This is a genomic window from Flavobacterium sp. FlaQc-30, from assembly GCF_044005885.1.
Taxonomy (GTDB): Bacteria; Bacteroidota; Bacteroidia; order Flavobacteriales; family Flavobacteriaceae; genus Flavobacterium.
Window position 1 is genome coordinate 313440 of sequence record NZ_JBIPCO010000003.1, and the last position, 22831, is coordinate 336270.

The 22831-nt window shown below is 33.1% G+C and carries 18 protein-coding genes; 6 read left to right on the forward strand and 12 right to left on the reverse strand.

Translation table 11 applies throughout. The features are described 5' to 3' along the window. Window positions 1-111: 111 nt before the first annotated feature. The 3 genes from ACHRV0_RS09455 to gcvT all read right to left on the reverse strand — a co-directional run bounded on the left by ACHRV0_RS09455 (window position 112) and on the right by gcvT (window position 4352). A complete protein-coding gene (locus tag ACHRV0_RS09455; protein WP_026729302.1) occupies window positions 112-825 on the reverse strand; it encodes a YebC/PmpR family DNA-binding transcriptional regulator in 714 nt (237 codons plus the stop codon). A gap of 194 nt (window positions 826-1019) precedes the next feature. Then, window positions 1020-3050 carry a S41 family peptidase gene (locus ACHRV0_RS09460; RefSeq protein ID WP_129026184.1) on the reverse strand — a complete coding sequence of 677 codons (2031 nt, stop codon included), beginning with the start codon at window positions 3048-3050 and terminating at the stop codon, window positions 1020-1022. 219 nt (window positions 3051-3269) lie between these two features. After that, a complete protein-coding gene (gene gcvT, locus ACHRV0_RS09465; protein ID WP_089058171.1) occupies window positions 3270-4352 on the reverse strand; it encodes a glycine cleavage system aminomethyltransferase GcvT in 1083 nt (360 codons plus the stop codon). A gap of 344 nt (window positions 4353-4696) precedes the next feature. Between gcvT and ACHRV0_RS09470 the strand changes: the two genes are divergently transcribed. From ACHRV0_RS09470 to ACHRV0_RS09480, 3 genes are all read left to right on the forward strand, one after another. Then, the gene (locus tag ACHRV0_RS09470) at window positions 4697-5554 is read left to right on the forward strand and encodes an NAD(P)H-hydrate dehydratase (protein WP_395440679.1); all 858 of its coding nucleotides are present in this window, start codon (window positions 4697-4699) and stop codon (window positions 5552-5554) included. A 279-nt stretch (window positions 5555-5833) separates the two neighbouring features. Continuing rightward, window positions 5834-6616, forward strand: coding sequence for a HipA family kinase (locus ACHRV0_RS09475; protein WP_089052344.1), 783 nt, complete (start codon window positions 5834-5836; stop codon window positions 6614-6616). Further along, complete coding sequence (locus tag ACHRV0_RS09480) at window positions 6606-6989, forward strand: DUF3037 domain-containing protein (RefSeq protein ID WP_395440680.1); 384 nt, start codon at window positions 6606-6608, stop codon at window positions 6987-6989. The genes ACHRV0_RS09475 and ACHRV0_RS09480 overlap by 11 nt, the downstream gene beginning before the upstream one ends. 599 nt (window positions 6990-7588) lie before the next feature. Here the strand turns inward: ACHRV0_RS09480 and ACHRV0_RS09485 are convergent. Beyond that, the gene (locus ACHRV0_RS09485) at window positions 7589-8137 is read right to left on the reverse strand and encodes a HutD family protein (RefSeq protein WP_395440681.1); all 549 of its coding nucleotides are present in this window, start codon (window positions 8135-8137) and stop codon (window positions 7589-7591) included. Between the two features lie 368 nt (window positions 8138-8505). Between ACHRV0_RS09485 and ACHRV0_RS09490 the strand changes: the two genes are divergently transcribed. After that, window positions 8506-9402, forward strand: a complete 897-nt coding sequence (locus ACHRV0_RS09490; RefSeq protein ID WP_395440682.1) for a hypothetical protein — start codon at window positions 8506-8508, stop codon at window positions 9400-9402. A 130-nt stretch (window positions 9403-9532) separates the two neighbouring features. Here the strand turns inward: ACHRV0_RS09490 and ACHRV0_RS09495 are convergent, their stop codons facing one another. Together ACHRV0_RS09495 and ACHRV0_RS09500 are read right to left on the reverse strand one after the other, a co-directional pair. Next, the gene (locus ACHRV0_RS09495) at window positions 9533-10039 is read right to left on the reverse strand and encodes a GNAT family N-acetyltransferase (protein ID WP_395440683.1); all 507 of its coding nucleotides are present in this window, start codon (window positions 10037-10039) and stop codon (window positions 9533-9535) included. A 22-nt stretch (window positions 10040-10061) separates the two neighbouring features. Next, the gene (locus ACHRV0_RS09500) at window positions 10062-10649 is read right to left on the reverse strand and encodes a hypothetical protein (protein ID WP_395440684.1); all 588 of its coding nucleotides are present in this window, start codon (window positions 10647-10649) and stop codon (window positions 10062-10064) included. 241 nt (window positions 10650-10890) lie between these two features. Here ACHRV0_RS09500 and ACHRV0_RS09505 point away from each other — a divergent pair, with 241 nt between their 5' ends. Further along, the gene (locus ACHRV0_RS09505) at window positions 10891-11955 is read left to right on the forward strand and encodes an endonuclease/exonuclease/phosphatase family protein (protein ID WP_395440685.1); all 1065 of its coding nucleotides are present in this window, start codon (window positions 10891-10893) and stop codon (window positions 11953-11955) included. A 360-nt stretch (window positions 11956-12315) separates the two neighbouring features. Here the strand turns inward: ACHRV0_RS09505 and ACHRV0_RS09510 are convergent, their stop codons facing one another. The 6 genes from ACHRV0_RS09510 to thrA all read right to left on the reverse strand — a co-directional run bounded on the left by ACHRV0_RS09510 (window position 12316) and on the right by thrA (window position 20734). Next, entirely contained in the window at window positions 12316-12876 is a 561-nt protein-coding gene (locus tag ACHRV0_RS09510) for a hypothetical protein (protein WP_395440686.1), read from the reverse strand. 214 nt (window positions 12877-13090) lie between these two features. Then, the gene (locus ACHRV0_RS09515) at window positions 13091-13594 is read right to left on the reverse strand and encodes a hypothetical protein (RefSeq protein WP_395440687.1); all 504 of its coding nucleotides are present in this window, start codon (window positions 13592-13594) and stop codon (window positions 13091-13093) included. Between the two features lie 200 nt (window positions 13595-13794). Then, the gene (locus ACHRV0_RS09520) at window positions 13795-15603 is read right to left on the reverse strand and encodes an ATP-dependent nuclease (protein WP_395440688.1); all 1809 of its coding nucleotides are present in this window, start codon (window positions 15601-15603) and stop codon (window positions 13795-13797) included. 171 nt (window positions 15604-15774) lie between these two features. Next, window positions 15775-17064, reverse strand: a complete 1290-nt coding sequence (gene thrC, locus ACHRV0_RS09525; protein WP_395440689.1) for a threonine synthase — start codon at window positions 17062-17064, stop codon at window positions 15775-15777. A gap of 149 nt (window positions 17065-17213) precedes the next feature. Next, window positions 17214-18134, reverse strand: coding sequence for a homoserine kinase (locus tag ACHRV0_RS09530; protein ID WP_395440690.1), 921 nt, complete (start codon window positions 18132-18134; stop codon window positions 17214-17216). Between the two features lie 152 nt (window positions 18135-18286). After that, window positions 18287-20734, reverse strand: coding sequence for a bifunctional aspartate kinase/homoserine dehydrogenase I (gene thrA, locus ACHRV0_RS09535; protein ID WP_395440691.1), 2448 nt, complete (start codon window positions 20732-20734; stop codon window positions 18287-18289). Window positions 20735-21293: 559 nt separating this feature from the next. Here thrA and hutH point away from each other — a divergent pair. Next, window positions 21294-22808 carry a histidine ammonia-lyase gene (hutH, locus tag ACHRV0_RS09540; RefSeq protein WP_395440692.1) on the forward strand — a complete coding sequence of 505 codons (1515 nt, stop codon included), beginning with the start codon at window positions 21294-21296 and terminating at the stop codon, window positions 22806-22808. Window positions 22809-22831: the final 23 nt, after the last annotated feature.

Below are 22831 nucleotides of genomic sequence, written 5' to 3' on the forward strand. Positions count from 1 at the left end.
TTTCAAACGTATGCATTAATTTTGTTTTTGGTTTACGTGTTTTCGTATTAATAAAAAAAAAACTCCAGATTTCTCTGGAGTTCAAGTTTTGTATTGTAAAAAAAGAAAAGATTATTCCTCTTTCATCGTATGATAAACGTTCATAACGTCATCATCTTCTTCGATTTTTTCGATTAATTTTTCAACGTCAGCGATTTGAGCTTCTGTTAATTCTTTAGTGATTTGCGGAATACGTTCAAAGCCTGATGATAAAATTTCAAGTCCTCTGTTTTCTAATTCTTTTTGCAAAGCACCAAAACTTCCAAAAGGAGCATAGATTAAGATTCCATCTTCATCTTCAAAAACTTCTTCGGCACCGAAATCAATTAATTCAAGCTCTAATTCTTCAGCATCAAGACCGTTGTTTGCAATTCTAAAGTTACAAGTATGGTCAAACATAAACTCAACAGAACCTTGAGTTCCCATAGTTCCGTTGCATTTGTTAAAATAACTGCGAATATTAGCAACCGTTCTGTTATTGTTATCAGATGCAGTTTCAATCAAGATTGCAATTCCGTGAGGCGCATATCCTTCAAATAAAATTTCCTTATAGTTGGCAGTATCTTTATTACTTGCATTTTTTATCGCGCGCTCCACATTGTCTTTCGGCATGTTTGCGGCTTTTGCATTTTGTATAACAGCTCTTAATCTAGAATTGGCATCAGGGTTTGGACCACCTTCTTTAACTGCCATAACGATATCTTTACCAATTCTGGTAAATGTTTTAGCCATTGCTGACCAACGTTTCATTTTTCTTCCTTTTCTAAATTCGAACGCTCTTCCCATTTCTAATTTTTAGTTTTTGTGATGCAAAAATACGGTTATTCCTTAATTTTTCCAAAATCAAAATTTAAGTTTTTTTCGATTTGTTTTGAGGTTAAGCCTAAAGTTTAAGGTTTCAAGTTTCAAGTTGACACAACATTGTGTAAAACTTAGTGCACTTTACTACGGTAAAAACTGAAACCTGAAACAAAGAAAAATTATTTTGACGAATTAAAGTCATTTATAATATTAACCGCTTCATTTAAGTATGGGTTTATTTTTAAATGATCTATTTGGTACTGATTTATCGTTTTGTCATTAGGATATGCACTCAATAAATACTGGTTTACTGTGGAGTTGTAAACGTCCAGCGGATTATTTTCATCATTAAAAGTATTGATTTCTTTCCACAAAGAATTTACTATTTTTTTCTGATTAAAGACAGCGTCAATCGTCATTGGCACTTCGGCTTTTGGAGTGTTTACTAATTGATCTATTTTTAGATTGATCTTTTTAATATCATTAAAATAAAAATTATCTGCCAGCCTTGTCTTGCTGTTTTTGGCTAGTTTATCGATTAAAGCTCGTTTTACATACGGGCGGTATTTTAGAGTAGAGGTAATGCTGTCATTTTTAATAGCAGTTGGAAAATCGCTTTCTTTTTGATAAACATCTTCATAAAACTCAGGAAGAACCACATCTGGAGTTACACCTATATATTGATGGCTTTTTCCTGTTACTCGGTAGAATTTATTAATCGTAATTTTTAGAAAATCAGTATTCTTTGTTTCGTCAAGCGAAAGGATTGTCTGCATAGTTGCTTTACCAAGAGTACTGCTGCCTAATAAAAGAGCGCGATTATAATCTTGCATAATAGACGAGAAAAATTCACTTGCCGATGCTGTATTACTATTAACAAGTATTACAATTGGACCTTTATAAATTACACCTTTAAATGGATCATTTATAATAGATTTTTCTTTAGTATGATCGATAACAATCGAAAGCGGACCATAATCAACAAACATTCCTGCCAGTTTTATGGCTTCTTCCATAGAACCGCCGCCATTATCTATTAAATCTATAACTAGACCTTTGATATTGTCTCTTTCTAATTTTATAATTTCTCTGGCTACATCATCGGCACAGCCTTTGCGACTGTTTCCATCTAGATCAGCATAGAAACTTGGAATTTTGATGTATCCAATTTTACTGTCTTTACCAATTATAAAACTGAAAACCGAATTTTCTTCGTCTTTCATTACTTGCTTTTCGATGTAAACTTCAAAACTTTTACCTGAGTTTCTTTTAAGAGTTATGGTTAAGCTTTTATTCGCCTCAGATAAAATCATAGTCGAAATAGATTCTAGTGAAGCGCAAGAAACCTGAAGTGTTTCTTTTTGATTAGAAACCGAAACGATTTGATCGCCTTTTTTTATCTGACCAGTTTGATAGGCAGGGCCATTAGGATCAAGTTCTTGTACAATAATTTCATTTTTTTCATTAAGATTTACCGTCATTCCTAATGATAAATGCTCTTTTGATAACGACGCAACAAAGCTCGATTTAGAGTCATCACTAAAATAGGCTGTATGCGGATCAAAATAAGTGCAGAAAAAATTATAAAGATTCTCGTTTTGATTTGTTTTGGTTTCCAGCAGCGTATTAATACGGCAGATTTCATTTGATAAAATCAATTTTCTAGATTTTGCTTCTATAGATTTAAAATTGGTTTTAATAGAATCTAAATTATCACTTGTCTCTGCCATATCATCAAGAATTTGGTAGCGTATTTTTTTTCGCCATACCTTTTCTAAGTCTTCATTTTTCAAATAAAAAGGAAATGATTTTTTGTAAAATCTAATCGTATCTTTTTTACTGTAATCAAAAGGTGCGGCTTGAATTTTTTCAAGAATATTTTTTGTTCTTTCTAATCCGGAAATGTATTTTGATGTAATGTCAGCCAAAAAGTTGCAGTCGTTTTCTAGAATTAAATTATCTAAGTTTAAACGATATTTTGCTGCCATTTCATCGTATTCACTTTTGAAGAAAATGTTTCGAGAAGGGTCTAATTCATTAATTAGATTATCAAAAACAAAAACCGATAAACTGTCATCGACTGGTTTTGGACGTAGATGTTCTGCTTGGATTGTTGCATTTATTTTGTTTAGTATTTCGCAGGTGTTGTCACTATTTTGACTAAATAGAACGTTGGCAGTTAACATCAATACTAATACTATTTTTTTCATAAATCGAAAATCTTCGTTTAGACTAAAATTACGTTTATTTTTTCATAAAAATTACGTTTTTTCTAAAAAATCTTACATTCGGATAAATGTTTTTAACAGCCGTAAATGCATTTGAAAATAACGCAGATTAAATCACTTTTTCTTGTAAATACTTTAATTTTTGGCCAAAAAAAATGCATTACAATTTGTAATGCATTTTCTAAATATTATAGGAAAATATTATTTCTTGTAAAAAGGCAGTTTTACCACTTTTGCAGGAACATCATTTTTTCTAATTCTAATAAAAACATCACTGTCAACAGCGCTGTTTGCAACAGTAACATATCCTAAACCAATACCTTTGTTCATAGACGGAGACATTGTTCCAGAAGTTACAATACCAATTACTTCGCCTTGAGCATCAACAATTTCGTAATCGTGTCTTGGTACCGCACGTTCCTGCATTTCAAAAGCTACTAATTTTTTTGTAACGCCAGCTTCTTTTTGTTTTTTTAAACTTTCAGAATTGGTAAAATCTTTAGTAAACTTAGTAATCCATCCTAAACCAGCTTCAAGAGGAGAAGTTGTATCGTTAATATCGTTTCCGTACAAACAGAATCCCATTTCTAGACGTAAAGTATCACGAGCAGCAAGACCAATTGGTTTGATTCCGTAAGCTGCACCAGCTTCAAAAACCTTGTTCCAGATTGCTTCAGCATCAGCATTTTTGCAATAAATTTCAAATCCGCCAGAACCAGTATATCCAGTAGCAGAAATAATTACATCGTTAAAACCTGCAAAATCACCCACTTCAAAGTGGTAATAAGGAATTGCAGCTAAATCTAATGACGATAAAGGCTGCATTGCCTCAACCGCTTTAGGTCCTTGAATAGCTAATAAAGAATAATCATCAGAAAGATTTTTCATTTCAACACCTAAATCATTGTGAGATGAAATCCAGTTCCAGTCTTTTTCAATATTCGAAGCATTTACAACAAGTAAATACTCTTCTTCTTTCATTTTATATACAATCAAATCATCTACAATTCCGCCTTCATTATTTGGCAGGCAAGAATATTGCGCTCTTCCAATTGTCAAAGTCGAAGCATCGTTTGAAGTTACTTTCTGAATCAAAGCCAAAGCATTTGGACCAGTAAGTAAAAATTCACCCATATGCGAAACGTCAAAAACACCTACACTGTTTCGAACAGTTTCATGTTCAGCATTTACACCTTCGTATGTAATAGGCATATTGTAACCCGCAAAAGGCAGCATTTTTGCTCCCAAACTCTCATGTATGTGCGTAAGCGCAGTATTTTTCATTGTGTTGTTTTATAAAATTGAATCGCAAATTTATTTAAAAAATATCAAATTTGAACGGTATAAATTATAAATTTCGCAATGATTAGGAGCTATTTCCTGCTATCCGCTATATCTTTTACTTTTTAAAGAAAAAAGTAAAAGGATACCGCTGCTATCAGGGCTAGGGCTGACCGTTTAAAAGAAACATTCGTGCATTCGATTTTTTATGTAACTTTAATCGAGAAACATAAAAGAATCCTTTATGCAAAGTTTTCATAATCAGCTATGTTTGTCCAAACAAGTGAAACGCCTTTATTCGCAAAGAAAAGCTATGATTCTGTGTGTTTAAAATAAAAAAGCATCAAATGAAATCTCCGTATTTAATCACAAAAGAAGAAGTTTTAAGAGTCTACAAACCCGTAAATCCTCATACACACAAAGGACTTCAAGGCCATGCAGTTATTATTGCAGGAAGTTACGGAAAAATGGGAGCCGCCGTTTTGGCCTCAAAATCCTGTTTAAAATCAGGATGCGGACTCGTAACGACTTTTATCCCAAAATGCGGTTATCAGATTCTTCAAATCTCAATTCCCGAGGTAATGACCGTTACAGATGAAAACACAAATTTCATTACTAACATTCATTTACCGTTAATTCCGCAGGCAGTTGGCATTGGACCAGGAATAGGAAAGGAGCTGGGAATGCAAAAAGCCTTATTTGAATTTTTAAGAGTAAACAAAGCGCCTTTAGTTATTGATGCGGACGCATTGAATATTTTAGCCGAAAACCTGTCTTGGCTGGAATTAGTTCCAGAAGATACCATTCTAACACCTCATCCAAAAGAATTAGAACGTTTGATTGGAAAGTGGAATTCAGAAGCCGAGAAATTTCAAAAAACAATTGCTTTTTCAGAAAAATACAAAGTTATTGTGGTTATGAAAGGAGCGCCAACCTACATCATCAACAGAACTTCGGTCTACGAAAACACGAGCGGAAACGCGGCGCTGGCAACTGCAGGAAGCGGTGACGTCTTAACAGGAATTCTAACAAGTCTTCTTGCACAAGGCTACGAACCCAAATATGCGGCAAAACTTGGCGTTTACCTACACGGATTAACAGCCGATTTAGCTTTGCCAAAAACAGGCTATGAGTCTTTTACAGCTTCTACAATTATTAAATATCTTGGAAAAGCTTTTCTTGAATTAGAAAATGTGTCAATTTGATAATTAGATAATGTTGTACTTTTTTGTGCACAGTATTGTTTTGAAATGGATATAATTACGAATGTCAGTCTGAGCGTAGTCGAAGACTAATCGTAATGTGAAGTCCTTCGGCTTCGTTCAGGATGACACAAAATGAGAATAAATCTGCAAAATCTGCGTGAAAAGAGAAAAAATCTAAAATCTGGTTTCCGCAATCTAAAATCAAAAATCGTAAGTTTGTAATGTCAAAGATTAGAAATTTAGCAACTCAGTACCTTAGCATCTTTGAATCTTTAAAAAATGAAAAACAACTTCGATCTTAGAACGGTAAATGTTACTCGTTATATTACACCTTTGCGTGAAGGCGGATCTTTACCCGCTTTGGCAGAAGCCGATGACGATTTTAAATACGTCTTAAAATTTAAAGGAGCCGGACACGGTGTAAAAGCACTTATAGCCGAATTAGTAGGCGGACAAATTGCAAAAGCTTTAAAATTGCAGCTGCCAGAATTGGTTTTTGCTAACCTTGATGAAGCTTTTGGAAGAACCGAAGGCGATGAGGAAATTCAAGATTTACTGCAAGGAAGTCAGGGATTAAACCTTGCACTTCATTTTTTATCAGGTGCTATTACTTTTGATCCTGTTGTAACCACTGTCGATGCCAAATTGGCTTCGCAAATTGTGTGGCTGGATGCTTATATTACAAACGTCGACAGAACTTTTAAAAACACCAATATGCTGATTTGGCATAAAGAACTATGGCTCATAGATCATGGTGCGTGTTTGTATTTTCATCATTCTTGGAATAATTGGGAACAACATGCCAAAAGTCCGTTTGCATTGATAAAAGATCACGTTTTACTGCCGCAGGCTTCACTTTTAAAAGAAGTTGATGCCGAGTTTAAAGCGCTTTTAACAACAGAAATTTTAGAAGATATTGTAAATACAATTCCGCTAGAATGGCTGCAATGGGAAGATACCGATGAAACGCCCGAAGGTTTAAGAAATGTGTATTTACAGTTTTTAAAAACCAGATTAGAAAATTCAGAAACCTTTGTAAATCAGGCTCAAAATGCAAGATAATCACTTATATGAGTATGCCGTGATTCGAGTTGTACCAAGGGTAGAACGCGAAGAATTTCTGAATATCGGAATTATTTTGTTTTGTAAAAAATCCAAATTTATAAAAGTTCTTTTTCATCTCAATAAAGAAAAAATACAAGCACTTTCTGATGATTTCGATATCGAACAATTAGAATGCAATTTAACCTCATTAGAAAAAATCACAAACGGAGCCAAAGATGGCGGACCAATTGCAGAATTTGATATTCCGGAGCGTTTTCGATGGTTAACCGCAATTAGAAGTTCGGCGATCCAAACGTCAAGACCACATCCAGGTTTGTGTCAGGATTTGGAGAAAACTATTCAGCGTTTGTTTGAAGAGTTAGTTCTTTAAGGAAGGCTCAAAGGGGCAGAGGTTCAGAGTTACAAAGGTTTTATTTAATGCATTTATTCCCCAATCTTGTCATTTCGAGGTACGAGAAATCGCACTAGAAATTCCGCAAAGAAGGTTGTCAAACTTATCGATTTACAAGTGTGATTTCTCCTTCGTCGAAATGACAAACTGTGTCGAAATTTTGTCAAAAAGCCTTTGTAAATTTACTCCCGTTGGCTATCGAGATTGTAGTTGAAAAGTATTATCCTCAATCTTGTCATTTCGAGGTACGAGAAATCTTCGTGAGAAGCTCGACAAAGATTGGATTTCTGTTGCGGAGTTACTTGCGAAGATTTCTCGTGCCTCGAAATGACAAACTGTATGGAAACTTTATCAAAAGCCTTTGTAAGTTTACTCCCGTTGGCTATCGAGATAATAGCAGTAAAATATTATCCCCAATCTTGTCATTTCGAGGTACGAGAAATCGCACTAGAAATTCCGCAAAGAAGGTTGTCAAACTTTATCGATTTACGAGTGTGATTTCTCCTTCGTCGAAATGACAAACTGTGAGAGAACTTTAACAAAAAAAATAGTGCCTTTGTTCCTTCGCGGCAAAAAAATTAAAAATCTAATAATCCAAAAAGACATTCAGTAGAAAAATCAAGTATTACATTTTCTTTTTCTTGATTTTCAATCACCAATAAATCATAAGGTTCTAAAGAGTAACGCTTCTTATTAATCGTAATAACGGTTGTCTGTAAAGAAAACAAAAGCAGTATTTGAGCATCACAATTCTGACTACGATTTGTTATTGCCAGTTTATGATGAGGTATCTTTTCAGAAATCATCCAATTAAAATCAATACCTTTTGTATAAGAAGTTACTTCGTCATCCGAATTGAATTCCATGATTTTATATTTCTCATACGTTTTTTTTTCTTTGTTTATCTCAATATCTAGATTGTTATCAAGCATAACCAAGTATCGGTGATAACCCTTAAATTTGGTGAATTCTGAAGGCGCTTGCTCTATTGTAGCACTGCTTATTCTGAATATAAAATCTCTATCGGCATAGTTTGCTGTTTTCGGATATATCATATATTCGTATGTCAATCCACCTCTCCAAATAGAGGCTTTACTATCTTTTTTAGACAAAAGGCTTATATTCATTTTTATTATTTCACGGGATTAGTTTAAGTTCTTGACTTAAAAAAAAGGTTCAAAGTTACAAAGTTACAAAGTTACAAAGAGGCAATGATTTTTGTATAGGTAGACAGCAGTTCGTTTAAGATATAATTTAAAAATCTCACAAGATGCCAAGTCCAGAAGATATATTAGTAAAGAAAACTTAGAGATTTTGTCTCTTTATTTCCCGCTATTTTTTTTTTAATCTTTAAATAGTTGTTTAATCAGTTGTTTTATAATTTCTGCTTTTTTTTAGGAAAATGCTTATTATTGGTTTAATATTTTTTTAAGTTTGCCATAAATTATAATAGCCCAATTAATTAAAACATTTCACTTTTAAAACCTACCAAAATATGAAATTAAATTTTTTTTCATTGTTATCATTAACTATCATTTTACTTAATTTATCTGCGTGCTCATCAGAAGATTCTCCAAAATCAGATCAACCGGAAACAATTGATCCGGCAGCACAAAATTTGGTTTCTATTACGTTTCCTACTAGTAGTAATATGGCGTATATGACTGACAAGCAAGAATTCAAATATGATGATAAAAGGCGTATTAACTTAATAGGAAATTATTATGCTATAACGTATGTCAATGATGACTTGATTGAAACCAAAAATTTAGGAGATAATGTGTCTAATGCTAACATTGAAAATAAGACATCTATTATATTAAAAAATAAAAACATTTCATTGGTTATTAGTAATACTGTTTTTAAGAGAACAACTGGAGAAGTTTATAGTATCGAAAGAGATTCAACGGTGTATACTTATGATAATGAATATATAGCTAAAATTGTTAAATATCATAAAATGTCTGTTGATGGTGACGGAAAATATCGTCTTGATAAACAACTTGATTTTATAGTTACTGATGGTAATATTACACAAGTTAAAACCCTTGAGTACGGAGATGTTGTAGTCAGTAATTATAAATACGATTCTGAACCAAATATCCTTTTGGGAGATATAGCTTATGAAACACCATTGTTTAAAGTTGATGGATATGAAATTTTAACTCACAATAAACTTGGAAAGAGAAATAAAAATAATGTAATTTCAATGGAAAATGTCTTTACTGAAACTCCATTTCAAAAATCATATAAAACTGTTAATTTTAAAAGAAATTTAGATAAATCAGGAAGAATTAGCGAAATTATAATTTCTGGAAGTTGTGTTACAAGTAATCCACTAAATTCAGCAACAAATTTTGTCGACGAGAAAGTTATTTTCGAGTACAAATAAATTTCAGCTTATTTAGGGAAAGTTACATATAAACTAGTAAAGAAGCCAAGTCACAAAGTAATAAAAAAACTTTGCGGCTTGGCTTCTTTGCGAGATATAAAAAATTCAATGAATCTCTGATAAAACTTTCTTAAAGCTGTTTCTCTAAGAAAATAAACTCCAAAGGCACTGCAGAAACCGTAACATGAATACCGCTTTCAGGAAAAGCTTCTTTTTCGCCAGTATCAACATAACCGTGGCGTTTGTACCAAGTGATCAGTTCTTCACGAACTGAAATAACGGTCATAATAATGCTGGATAAACCAAGAGTTTTAGCATGAATTTCGGCTTCAGCCAAAAGCTTTTTCCCGATGCCGCTATTTTGAAGTTCAGGCGAAACCGTCAACATTCCTAAATACAATTGATGTCCTTTTTCGACCAATAAAACCGAACCAATAATTTTATCATTCTCCGTAAATTTCAGAATCGTGTTTTTAGAATCCTGCAAAATTTCGGTCATTTCTTCTTCATCAGTTCTTTTTCCTTCTAGTAAATTCGCTTCGGTTGTCCAGCCTTTTTTAGAAGATTCGCCTCTGTAGGCTGAGTTAATTAAAGTTACTAATGCGGGAATATCTTGTAGTGCTGCTTTGGTAATCATGGTATATAATATTTCTCTCCAATTAATATTTTGGAGTATTCTTTTTTGTTTTTTGAAGTAGTTGATCTTCTTTTTCAATCAATTTTTTAAACGGAGATTTGTCTGGCAAATGTTGCTTTTGATATTGTTCAATAAGCGGAATCGTTAAAATAATTTTCAAGGCTCTATGATAATTATTTATTTCAGTTTGTTTTTTATTGATAGTATCTATTAAATTTTCCAGATCAGCTTTTTGTGAGATATATTTATCGTTACTTTTCTTAATTAAGTTTATAATTTTCAGTTTCATTATACTATCCCTTATGCCAGTTATATGGCTTTCTGCAGAATTGTAATAATCATCGGATTTTTGATTATAATTATAAAAAATATTTGTTGTATCTCTAGGATTCAACTCACTTAACTCTTTTTCTAAAGATTTCAATTCAGGAGATTTATCTACAAGTTCCTGATACAAGTCTTCGACTAAATCATGGCCTTTTCTAAATCTTCCTATATCGATACTTTTTTCCTGAAATGCTTTTGGTTCTTCATTACTTGTGCGGTTGGTTTCATTTTCTCGGCAAGAGACCAAGAGAATTAATGAAAAGAAAGCAAGTTTTTTTAGCATAGTTTTATTTTTAAAATTTTAATAATCATAATGAAATTTGCTTTTTGCTTTAGCTCGAGAAACAAAATTACAATATTGAAGATTGGCTTTAGCCAAAATACAAACGTTTTTTGATTGAAGCCATTTTTGTATTAATTTTTAATAACTATTTCTCTTGATTTGTATTATAATGTATATTTGAATTTAGCAAATCAATAATGCAGACGAGAGAAAAACTTAGTCTGTTTTTTTAAGATATTCAATGAAAAATAAAATACTATTCCTTGTTTCTTTGCTGTTTTTTGGAGCAGCAATTAGTTCTGTGTCAGCTTTTGGTGTGAAGTCTTCGGCGGAAGATAATTTTAAGAAAGAGTTAAAAGTGCTGTCATTAAATACTTGGCACGAAGGAACTACAGTAAAAGGAGGATTTGATGCGATTGTAGACGTAATTCTTCAATCTGATGCGGATATTGTTTTGCTGAGTGAAATACGCAATTATAAAGAAGTATTGTTTACACCGCATATTTTAGAAGCTTTAAAAGCTAAAGGCAAGATTTTTTATGGTTCGAGCCTCAAAACAGATGCTGTTATTTTGTCTAAATTTCCTATCGAATCTACGACATCGATAAGTTCAGAATCCTTGATAAAATGTATGATTAGGTTAAGCAAGAAAACTAGTGTTGCCGTATATGCCGCACATTTAGATTACACACATTATGCTTGTTATCTGCCAAGAGGTTACGATGGAGTTGATTGGAAAAAATTACCAGAACCCATTTTAGATACCGAAAAAATTCTGAAACAAAATATTGATTCGCAGCGTGACGAAGAAATTGCACTTTTTGTAAAAGATGCTCAAATCGAACGTCAAAAAGGAAATCTAGTGCTTTTAGGTGGCGATTTTAACGAACCTTCGCATTTAGATTGGACAGCAGCAACAAAAGATTTATACGATCATAACGGCGTTATTATACCGTGGCATAACAGTGTAACGCTTAAAAATAATGGTTTTCTAGATGCTTACCGAGTAAAATATCCTGATCCGGTTAAAAATCCAGGATTTACTTGGCCGGCTTATAATACTGATGTAGAATTATCAAAACTATTATGGGCAAAAGATGCCGATGAAAGAGATCGTATTGATTTTATCTATTTTTATCCAAATAAAAAACTGTCGCTGACAAATACCGTAATTGTTGGGCCTACAGCAAGTATTGTAAAAGGAAAAGGAGTGGAGACTCAAGACGGGGATACATTTTTGAAACCAAATGGTATTTGGCCGTCAGATCATAAAGGGGTTTTGGCTGCTTTTTTGATTGCTGATTAACTTGAAGTTTTGAGGTGTGCGAAGTCTCCCGACTTCGTACTCATTGCTATATTCCGTTTGCATTGCTCATTGGAACGGGTACGAAGTCGGGAGACTTCGCACAGCGACTACGATTCGTGAGAAAGAACACTTCGTAGAGCGGGGGTATTTAGAGAAATTATTGAACGGGAAATAATCGTTTTGAAGATATATTAAAAAAAAAGAGACCTTTGATGAGGTTTCTTTTTTTATGTTTAATTACTAAAGCGAGCGTCACGCTCGTGCCAGCGTATTATTTGCCAAATCATCCCAAATACGAAACCGACCTTCTATTAAGCCAATTGCCTAAATTCGTTGTAGTAGTTGTTGGCAGTAGTTTTTTTATTTAGAAACGATTTCCATTTTGTATGTATCTATGTTCGAATTTTCAATTTTAAAATCTGTAGTGAAATTATCATTTTCACTTTTGAAATCTTTACCATTTTTTATTGCTTCTAAAAGTCCTTGTGGAATTTCTATTTCTAAAGTTTTAAAAGTTGTTTCAGTTGTTTCTGAAAATAATTTTACTGCTTCTTTTTTACTTTTTGGATTATTTACGTTTAAGTTCAGTAATAAATTTTTCGCATAGTTTTCTTCTCCTTCTAAATAGTAAGCTAGATTATTTTGCATTCCAACTCCATCTTTTTGCTCTCCGAATTGATAATAATCAGTTAATGAACCCCAACCCATATCTTCTGGGTTTTTCCATTCTTTAAGTTCTCCAATACCATTTTCAGATAGTTTATTTAAAAGATTTTCGGTTTCATTAAATAGTTTAATTTTCATATTGCTTTTCGGCGTTTCGACAACTTCCTCAACAACATTTTCAGTTTTTTTGTTATTCCCGCAACTTAATAATGTTATTGCGAAAATTAAAGTCAATAGTTTTGATAAATTTTTCATTTTATTTGGTTTAGTTATTTCTGATTTTAAATTGTTAGGTGTCATTTTTTTCGGGCGTGTGACAATTACTGCGAACCCAGAGCTGTGCGAAGTCTCCGACTTCGTACCGGCTCCTATATTCCGTTCCAATTTTTTATAATTTGCTTTGTGATTAATTGGAACGGGTACGAAGTCGGAGACTTCGCACAGCGATGGGAATTAAATTTAATTTAATTTAATCGTTTTTACTAATGCTTAATGCAGTGTAATTATTGTCATTTAAAACATCAGCAGAATATTTAGACTGAATTATTCCTCCTAAACTATTTGTGCCTTTTGCAATGAAATCATAACGATATAAAGCAATTTTATTTATATCCCTTTGTTTTTCCAAAAATGAGTATTCGACTTCCATTCTATTTAAAAGATCTGGAGAAGGAATTGTTTTATTAAGTTCGCGTAATTGTTCTAAATCTTTCTTAGTAATAGTTTCTTTTCTTTCTTTTACTGTAAAGGATTTCGCTAAATTCAAACTTACAAATTCATAACTATCAGGATTTTTCAATCTTTGCTTTAATTTATTCTCAATATTTAATTTTATAATTTCATCTTTAGTTATTTCTTTTTTAACCGTTTCTTTTTTAACCGTTTCTTTTTTAGAAATTTCTTTTTCAGCAATTTCTTTTTTACATGATATTAAAAATAGGAATGATAAAATAATGAATGATTTTATTTTCATTTTGTTATTTTTTTAAATGGAAAATTTATTTAGTTTTTATATAATCTTATTAGTTTATGATAAAGAAAACCCTTGCACCTATATCCTCTGCTAGAGCGAGCGTCCCGCTCGTGCATGTTTCAATTGGCTTTTGAATTTCTTTGTGTTCACGAGCGGAACGCTCGCGCTAGCTCAGGAAAGTGAGCTATGAAAAAGTTTTTTTATTTAGTAATATATTCTCCAAATATTTCGATTATTTTTTTTTGCCAATTTTGAGGTATATCATTCCAATCCTGTCCCCATTTTTCTGTTTCCTTATACGCTTTAAAAGGTTTTTCGTAAGTTGCTGTATATCCAATTTCATCTTCAACATTATTATTCATTAGTATAATTTTACCACCATCGCCTAATGCATTTTCGATTGGTTGATTAAACTTCTCAGCATTAGGTTCATTAGCATCAAGATCATGAACTACTATAGGTTGTATTCCCATCGAAATAAGATATTTAACTAATCCAATTATTGCAGCTTTACCTCGTGCTTTTATAATTTCAAAATCAGATATAATTTTTAAATATTTGGCTTTTTCTAGTCTTTTTAATGTCTCTTTTATTAGGATATCTTCTGTGTCCCCTTCAACAATAACAATATTTTTAGTAAAGAAAATTCTCGAAATATAGTTATCTATTTTAAGGATCATTTTTACATATTGTTTATCATCTTCTTGAAGGGCTTTAAATTTTTCACTTACACTAAAAGTATCACATTCTACATGATTACCACAATTATATAATCGATTAAGGACCTGTCTCGGTTTTCTTGAAATGTCAATTATGTAAGGGGAATGAGTTGATGCAATAATTTGAGAACTTTGAGTGCTCAAATCATAAATTGCATCTCTCATTTGATTTGCGGCGCTTGGATGTAAGTAAGTTTCTGGTTCTTCAAAACAAATTATTAAAGATCTAATATGCTCATCCTCTTTCTTCGATAACCACATTTGTCTATATCTTAACATTCCAAAAACTGCTGCTCTAATCATACCAGTTCCTTGATTGTCAACAGTAGTTCTAATATTACTTGACATTTCAACATTAAAACTTGGTTTTAAACTAGAAGGATCACTAAGACTTGTATTTGCATGAAGTTTAGATTCGGGAAAAACACTTGATAAAACATTATTCAAATCTAGCATCATTTTACCAAATTCAGATTCATCATCTGAAGGATCTAGCTCTTTTGCTAAATTATTTAGATGAATTTGCGCTTCTTTAAAATGATCAGAACTTTCTCTAACGGTTTCAAATAATTCACTTAGAGTTTTATTTAAAACACCATTTCCACTTCCTTGTATTTCATTTGCAGAAGCATCCACAGGTATTAATAAAAATCTAGGTAACATTTTTAAAACATTTCCAGGAATACCTCCAGGATTTTGAAACCATTCTTCACTATCAAGGATATCCCAAATTTCATCAATTTCTTCTAGTTTATCTTTAGCAGCTTTACTTATTCCAATATTCTTGTCTAATTCAGTAAAATAAGATAAAATTATTTGCTCATCGAGCCCTTTATCAATATAATCTTGAGGTTTTTTACAATCTAAAAATTCTTCTTTAATGACTCTTGTCTTTGATTTAAATTCAATAATAACATCTTTTCCTAGTTCGTACGTTTTTTTATAAATAACAGATAGCCCCGTTTCTTCAGAATCTTCAGGAATTTCATAATTAAAAATTCTACCTTTAAATCCTCGCCAAGTTTTCGCATCTGTAGGTAAATTTCTAAATTCAGCTTCCAAAACTATAGTTGTAACGTCTACTTTCGTTTCTTTTGTTTCTTCATCAATAATTGAATAATATTCACTGCTTGATAACTGTTTTTTAGCTGATAATAAAACTTCAATAGCTTTTATTATTGAGGTTTTTCCACAATTATTTTGCCCGATTAGGAAAGTTGCATCGCCAAACATGACATTCACGTTTTTTAATCTTTTATACCCTGAAATGTTTAAAGAATGTAATTTCATATTATTTTTTATGAGTTAATAATGTGTAAAAGTCCAGTTTATTATTAAAATAATTTTACGGATTTCCATAATGTTTAAAAGAGAAGTTTTGAAATAATATTTATGATAGTTAAAAAAAAAAGCGAGTGAAAAATATTTTTCACTCGCTCAATATTATTTGTAGTAAATTTTTTATTTCAAGAATTTTTTCAACTCCTCATAACTAGAAATCTTCACACTCACTTTCTCCTCATTAATAACACTCTCAATCTGAGCAGGAATAGGAAGTGTAATTCCTAAAGCGGGCTCAACAACATCTAAGAATTTAATAGGATGTGCGGTTTCTAAGAAAATACCAATTGCGTTAGAGTGTTTTTTAAGCTCTTTTTTCAAACCTAAATAACCAACAGCGCCGTGCGGTTCTGCGATATAACCATCTGTGTTATAAATTTTCTTTAGAGCTTCAAGCGTTTCCTCGTCAGTATAACTATAAGAAGAGAAGTCTTTTTCGAAAGCTTTTAAATCATTATTATACAATTCCTGAATTCTAATAAAGTTACTTGGGTTTCCAACGTCCATGGCGTTAGAGATAGTCGCTTTAGAAGGTTTTGGGTCGTATTTTCCGTTTTCTAAGAATCTTGGCACCGTGTCGTTTACGTTTGTAGAAGCCACGAAATGTTCAATTGGTAAACCTAATTTCTTTGCCATAATTCCGGCGCAGATATTCCCGAAGTTCCCGCTTGGGCAAGAGAAAACTAAAGGTTTGTTTTGGCTTTTCAAGGCTTTGTAAGCAAAGAAGAAATAAAACATTTGCGGTAACCAGCGCGCAATATTAATCGAGTTGGCCGAAGTCAGGTTTTTATGTGCTAAAGTTTCATCTAAAAACGCTTTTTTTACCATGTCCTGGCAATCATCAAAAACACCGTCAACTTCAAGCGCTTTAATGTTTTGCCCTAAAGTAGTCAATTGTTTTTCCTGAATATCGCTCACTTTTCCTGACGGATATAAAATGACAACATCAACGCCGTCAACGCCTAAAAATCCGCTCGCAACCGCTCCGCCTGTATCTCCAGAAGTGGCTACTAAAACGGTGTTTTTAGCGTCTTTTTTGTCTTTATTGAAATAACCCAAACAACGCGACATAAATCGCGCTCCAACGTCTTTAAAAGCCATTGTTGGTCCGTGAAATAATTCTAACGAATAAATTCCATCTTCGACTTTTACAACTGGAAAATCAAAAACTAAAGTGTCAGCAATGATTTCTTTTAATTTGTCCGCAGGTATTTCGTCGCCAACAAATTGTTTAATCGCTTCAAAGGCAATTTCTTCGTGGCTTAAACTTTCGATTTTATCAAAAAAGGAAGAATCTAAAGCAGTGATATTTTCTGGGAAATATAATCCTTTATCACTCGCTAATCCTTGTATAACAGCTTCCTGAAAAGAAACTTTTGGGGCATTGTGGTTTAAACTATAGTATTTCATTTTTTTATGGCTTTAAGCTTTAAGCATTAGGCATTAGGCTTTTTCTGAATGCGTTTAGCTTTTAGCTTTTCATTTTTTTCTTGGTTTTTATATTATACGCAAAGATTTTAAGCTTAATGCCTAAAGCCTATTGCTTACAGCGTCCCATCCTAAAGGATGCGGACACCATCGGGATTTATCTTCGAAACGTGAATTTCATACGGTAAACTCATTTTTTCGTACACTTCGCTCATGGCTTTTGCGATTTGGTCAGCGGTATTTTTTCCTCTGCTTAAAGCAAAAATCGATGGGCCGGAACCTGAAATTCCAGAACCTAAAGCACCGTTTTCATAAGCCGTTTGTTTGATTTGATCAAATCCCGGAATTAAAACACTTCTTAAAGGTTCAACGATTTCATCATGAAGCGATCTTCCAATCAAATCGTAATCTTTGGTATAAAGACCCGCTACAAGTCCGCCCACATTTCCCCATTGCATAATAGCACTTTTCAGCGAAACGTTTTGTTTTAAAACCGAACGTGCATCAGACGTTTTTAATTCAATTTGCGGGTGAACCACCGTTGCGTACAATTCTTCTGGACTGTCAATTCTGATAATATCAAGCGGAGCATAACTTCTTACCAAAGTAAATCCGCCTAAAAGGGCAGGAGCAACGTTATCTGCATGCGCATTTCCGCTGGCTAATTTCTCGCCCTGCATTGCAAACTGAACCAAATCTTTACGAGAATATGGTCTTCCTAATAATTCATTAATTCCGAAAACCGCTCCGGCAGAACTTGCAGCACTGCTTCCAATTCCGCTTCCCGCTTTTATGTGTTTGTAAATTTCGATTTCGAATCCAAAATCCAAATCGCTTAAAGTTTCAAGCATAGCCAAAGCTGCAACTCCAGAAACGTTTTTCTCAGTTTCCATAGGCAGATCGGCACCTACAATTTTAGTGATTCGAACTCCTTTTTGATCGACTTTTCGAACAATCATTTCATCGCCCGCATTGTCTAAGCAAAGTCCAAGTACGTCAAATCCGCACGAGAGGTTTGCAATTGTAGCAGGACAAAATAGTTTAATTTCCATTTTTAAGGTTCTGAGGTTCTAAGATGCTAAGATTCTAAGGTTTCTGTAGCAACTTTTTATTTTTTAGTTTCTAAGGTTTTGAGATTCTAAGAGGCTAAGATCAGTTTTGAAAAAAAAACTCAGAACCTTAGCATCTTAGAACCTTAGCACCTTTAAATATTCCCTATTCTAATTACATCCGCAAAAATTCCCGATGCTGTAACTGCTGCTCCAGCTCCGGCTCCTTTGATCAATAAAGGCTGATCTACGTAGCGATCTGTGTAGAACAATACAATATTGTCTTTTCCTTCTAAGTTGTAAAAAGGGTGATCTTTTGGAATGAATTGCAGACCTACGCTTGCTTTTCCGTTTTCGAATTGTGCCACGTATTTCAATCTTGAATCTTTGGCTAAAGCTTTGTTGTAAATACCTTCAAAATGAGAAGCGTGTTTGATTAACGATGCAAAAAAGTCTTCGTTGTTTGTTGTTGCTAAACAATCTGCAGGCAAGAACGATTCGTTTGCAATGGCGTCAATATCCATTTCGTAACCGCTTTCGCGAATAAGAATCAGGATTTTACGAGCCACATCGATTCCGCTTAAGTCAATTTTTGGATCTGGTTCAGTGAAACCTTGAACTCCGGCTTCTTTTACCACATCGTGGAAAGAATTGTTTTTGTCGAAATTATTGAAAATGAAGTTCAAACTTCCAGATAAAACCGCCTGAATTTTATGCACTTTATCGCCAGAAGCAATTAAGTTTTTTACCGTGTCTATAATTGGTAATCCCGCACCAACATTTGTTTCAAATAAAAACGGAGCATTGTATTGGCGAGATAAACTTTTTAGTTTTTTATAATTATCATAAGCAGATGAACAGGCAATTTTGTTGCAAGTTACAACCGCAATACTTTGTTTTAGGAATTGCTCATATAGTTCAGAAACGCTTGCATTTGCTGTAATGTCAACAAAAATGCTATTACGTAAATTCATTTCTTTTGCACGCAGGATAAATTCTGCAGCATTAACTGGTTCGCCTTTGTCTAAAGCCGATTTCCAATCTTTTAATGAGATTCCGTCTTCATCAAAAAGCATTTTTCTAGAGTTTGACAAAGCGATTACACGAACATTAATTTTTAAATTGTCTTTTAAAAATTTTCTTTGATTGTGAATCTGCTCGATGAATTTTTCGCCCACATTTCCAACTCCCATTACAAATAAATTGAGCTGTTTTGTGTTTTCTTCAAAGAAATTTTCGTGTAAAGTATTCAATGCTTTTTTGACGTCTCTTTCGTTAATTACAGTCGAGATATTTCTTTCGGAAGCACCTTGAGCAATGGCACGAATATTTACGTTGTTTTTTCCTAAAGTACTGAACATTCTTCCGCTTAAACCTTGGTGGTTTTTCATGTTTTCACCAACCAAAGCAATAATGCAAAGGTCTTTTTCGACGATACACGGATCAATTTTGTTTTGAAGTATTTCAATTTCAAAAGCTCTATTAATCGCAGCTTCGGCATTATCAGCATCCGAATTTAAAATTCCGATACAAATTGAATGTTCAGAAGAAGCCTGAGTAATAAATATAACATTGATTTTTTCCTGAGACAAGACTTCAAACAAACGTTTTGATGAACCTGAAACGCCAATCATTCCCGGACCTTCAAGTGTTACAAGTGAAATATTATCGATATGACTGATTCCTTTTACAACAGTATCTTTTGAGGAAACATGGTTGGAAATTAAAGTTCCTTCGGCTTCTGGTTCAAAAGTATTTTTGATTAAAATGGGAATGTTTTTTCTTAAAACCGGTTGAATTGTAGGCGGATATAAAACTTTGGCACCAAAATGCGATAATTCCATCGCTTCCTGATACGAAATGTCGGCAATAGGTCTTGCTTGCTTTACAATTTTTGGGTTTGCAGTAAACATTCCGTTTACATCAGTCCAAATTTCTAATTGTTCCGCTTCAAGAGCGCCTGCAACAATTGCAGCTGTATAATCAGAACCGCCGCGGCCTAAAGTAGTTGTAATTCCGTCAAGAGTTTGTGCAATAAAACCTGGTAAAATATTGATTTGAGCTTGATTTTGTGCAAAATATTCTTGAATCAAATTGTTTGATGCTTCAAAATTTACAACCGCTTTACCAAAGTTGTTATTTGTTTTTATCAATTCGCGGCTGTCTTTATAAACCGCATTTTTGTCAATTTGCTGATATGCCTGTGCGATGATAAAAGACGAAAGCAATTCTCCAAAACTCAAAATAGTATCAGCAGTTCTTGGAGATAATTCTCCTAATAAAAAACAACCGTCTAGTAAAGTTTCTAAGTGATTTATGATTCTTTTTACATGGCTCAACAAACTGCTTTGCTCGCTTACAGGTATAAGTTCTTTGAGCGTGTCAAGATGTTTTTTCTCTATTTCGGCAACAATATCTCTAAAACTCTCGTCACTTGCTGCCGCTTTAGCCGCTGCTAATTGCAATAAATCGGTCACTTTGCTAAGCGCAGAAACTACAACAACTAATTTATCTGTTTTTGATTTTTGATTAACAATTTCGAGAACGAGTTTTATATTTTGAGCATTGGCTACCGAAGTTCCGCCAAATTTTAATACTTTCATTTTGATATTTTTTTTCTTTTATGCAAATATTTTATCTATCCAATAACTCTCTTCTTTCAAGAAAAAAGTATAGGTAACCTAGGATTATATGTAAAAATGTATACCCCTAAGGGGTAGTAGTTGTTGTAGTAGAAGTAATGGTAGCAGCAATTGCAACTCTAGTTTGAGTTGTTATTGTAGAATGATATTTTGTGCTGTTACTTTTCATTTTGATTTTTCAAAAGTACTGTTTTTTAGATGTAATTAAAACTCCTTGAGCCTTTTTACGAATATTTTAATAATTCAAATCTCAAAAATTCAATATTGAGTATTTGTTAAAATTAGACAACCTAAATTGAGGTTTTGATATAATTAAGAACGCATTTTACAATAAAAACCTATTGCAATGAGTTGATTTTTAATGAAAAAATAATCAAAAAGCAGTAAAAGACTCCATTTTTAGCATTGAGAAAAAAATAAAAGCGAAGAATGTCTTGTGTTGAAATTTTAATTATTGTGATAAAATGTTGCTTTTTAATATTGATTTGTTGAATTTTGACATCTTAAATTGAAAAACATCATGAGAGAAATCCATTATATAAGTACAGAAACATTAAGTTTAGAAGCTTTACAAGAAATCATCGTTCTAGATAAAAAACTAGAATTGTCTGAAGAGGCAAAAGTAAACGTGCAAAAATGCCGTGATTATTTAGATAAAAAGATGGCTTCGCATTCAGAACCTATTTACGGAATCAATACCGGTTTTGGATCGCTTTGTAATGTGAAAATCTCTAATGAAAATTTATCACAGCTACAGGAGAATCTTGTTAAGTCACACGCTTGCGGAACTGGCGAGGAAGTTCCTGCTGCAATTGTAAAAATGATGCTTTTACTTAAGATTCAATCTTTAAGTTACGGACATTCTGGCGTACAGCTTGTTACATTAGAGCGTTTGGTTGATTTTTATAATAATGATATTCTGCCGGTTATTTATACACAAGGTTCATTAGGAGCTTCTGGAGATTTGGCACCATTGGCACATTTATCTTTACCGTTATTAGGCGAAGGTGAAGTGTTTTTTGAAGGTAAAAGAATGGCTTCTGCCGAAGTTTTAAAACATTTTAACTGGGAACCAATTGTACTTCAGTCAAAAGAAGGTTTGGCTTTGCTAAACGGAACGCAGTTTATGAGTGCTTATGGAGCTCATATTTTATTAAAAGCCTATAAATATTCGTATTTGGCAGATTTAATTGGAACAATTTCATTGGAAGGTTTTGATGGAAGAATCGAGCCATTTAATGAATTGATACATTATATACGTCCGCATAAAGGACAAATTGTAACGGCAAAACGTATTACTGAATTTTTGGACGGAAGCGAAATTATTGCTCAAGAGAAAAAACACGTTCAAGATCCGTATTCTTTCCGTTGTATGCCTCAGGTTCATGGAGCATCAAAAGATGCTATTGATTATGTTAGAAAAGTATTCAAGACAGAGATTAACTCTGTAACAGATAATCCAAACATATTTATTGAAGCAGATCAGATTATTTCTGGTGGAAATTTCCACGGACAGCCTTTAGCTTTAGCTTTAGATTTTATGGCAATTGCTTTGGCTGAATTAGGGAGTATTTCTGAAAGAAGAACGTATCAATTAATTTCAGGATTGCGTAATCTTCCTGCTTTTTTAGTTGATAATCCAGGATTGAACTCTGGTTTCATGATTCCGCAATACACGGCGGCAAGTATTGCAAGTCAAAACAAGCAATTGGCAACTCCGTCAAGTATAGACAGTATTGTATCGAGTAATGGACAGGAAGATCATGTAAGTATGGGAGCAAACGGAGCTACAAAAGCTTTGCGTGTTATGGATAATTTAGAGCGCATTTTGGCAATCGAATTGTTAAATGCTTCGCAGGCAATTGCTTACAGAGAGCCTTTGAAGTCAAGCGATTTTATTGAAATGTTCTTGAATAGCTATAGAGAAGTAGTGCCTTTGGTAAAAGAGGATAGAATCTTACATTATGACATTGAAAAGACTATTTCGTTCCTTGATAGTTTCCAAATTGAAAACGATTTGTTAACAATGGCTTAACATTGTAAAATATTATTGAAGTA

What these genes read in the sequence shown, in the direction of transcription:
- ACHRV0_RS09520 (WP_395440688.1), bottom strand. Translation starts at nt 15,603, where the DNA reads ATGAAATTACATTCTTTAAACATTTCAGGGTATAAAAGATTAAAAAAC.
- ACHRV0_RS09455 (WP_026729302.1), bottom strand. Translation starts at nt 825, where the DNA reads ATGGGAAGAGCGTTCGAATTTAGAAAAGGAAGAAAAATGAAACGTTGG.
- ACHRV0_RS09500 (WP_395440684.1), bottom strand. Translation starts at nt 10,649, where the DNA reads ATGCTAAAAAAACTTGCTTTCTTTTCATTAATTCTCTTGGTCTCTTGC.
- ACHRV0_RS09485 (WP_395440681.1), bottom strand. Translation starts at nt 8,137, where the DNA reads ATGAATATAAGCCTTTTGTCTAAAAAAGATAGTAAAGCCTCTATTTGG.
- ACHRV0_RS09490 (WP_395440682.1), top strand. Translation starts at nt 8,506, where the DNA reads ATGAAATTAAATTTTTTTTCATTGTTATCATTAACTATCATTTTACTT.
- ACHRV0_RS09470 (WP_395440679.1), top strand. Translation starts at nt 4,697, where the DNA reads ATGAAATCTCCGTATTTAATCACAAAAGAAGAAGTTTTAAGAGTCTAC.
- hutH (WP_395440692.1), top strand. Translation starts at nt 21,294, where the DNA reads ATGAGAGAAATCCATTATATAAGTACAGAAACATTAAGTTTAGAAGCT.
- ACHRV0_RS09495 (WP_395440683.1), bottom strand. Translation starts at nt 10,039, where the DNA reads ATGATTACCAAAGCAGCACTACAAGATATTCCCGCATTAGTAACTTTA.
- thrA (WP_395440691.1), bottom strand. Translation starts at nt 20,734, where the DNA reads ATGAAAGTATTAAAATTTGGCGGAACTTCGGTAGCCAATGCTCAAAAT.
- ACHRV0_RS09475 (WP_089052344.1), top strand. Translation starts at nt 5,834, where the DNA reads ATGAAAAACAACTTCGATCTTAGAACGGTAAATGTTACTCGTTATATT.
- ACHRV0_RS09460 (WP_129026184.1), bottom strand. Translation starts at nt 3,050, where the DNA reads ATGAAAAAAATAGTATTAGTATTGATGTTAACTGCCAACGTTCTATTT.
- gcvT (WP_089058171.1), bottom strand. Translation starts at nt 4,352, where the DNA reads ATGAAAAATACTGCGCTTACGCACATACATGAGAGTTTGGGAGCAAAA.
- ACHRV0_RS09505 (WP_395440685.1), top strand. Translation starts at nt 10,891, where the DNA reads ATGAAAAATAAAATACTATTCCTTGTTTCTTTGCTGTTTTTTGGAGCA.
- ACHRV0_RS09530 (WP_395440690.1), bottom strand. Translation starts at nt 18,134, where the DNA reads ATGGAAATTAAACTATTTTGTCCTGCTACAATTGCAAACCTCTCGTGC.
- ACHRV0_RS09510 (WP_395440686.1), bottom strand. Translation starts at nt 12,876, where the DNA reads ATGAAAAATTTATCAAAACTATTGACTTTAATTTTCGCAATAACATTA.
- thrC (WP_395440689.1), bottom strand. Translation starts at nt 17,064, where the DNA reads ATGAAATACTATAGTTTAAACCACAATGCCCCAAAAGTTTCTTTTCAG.
- ACHRV0_RS09480 (WP_395440680.1), top strand. Translation starts at nt 6,606, where the DNA reads ATGCAAGATAATCACTTATATGAGTATGCCGTGATTCGAGTTGTACCA.
- ACHRV0_RS09515 (WP_395440687.1), bottom strand. Translation starts at nt 13,594, where the DNA reads ATGAAAATAAAATCATTCATTATTTTATCATTCCTATTTTTAATATCA.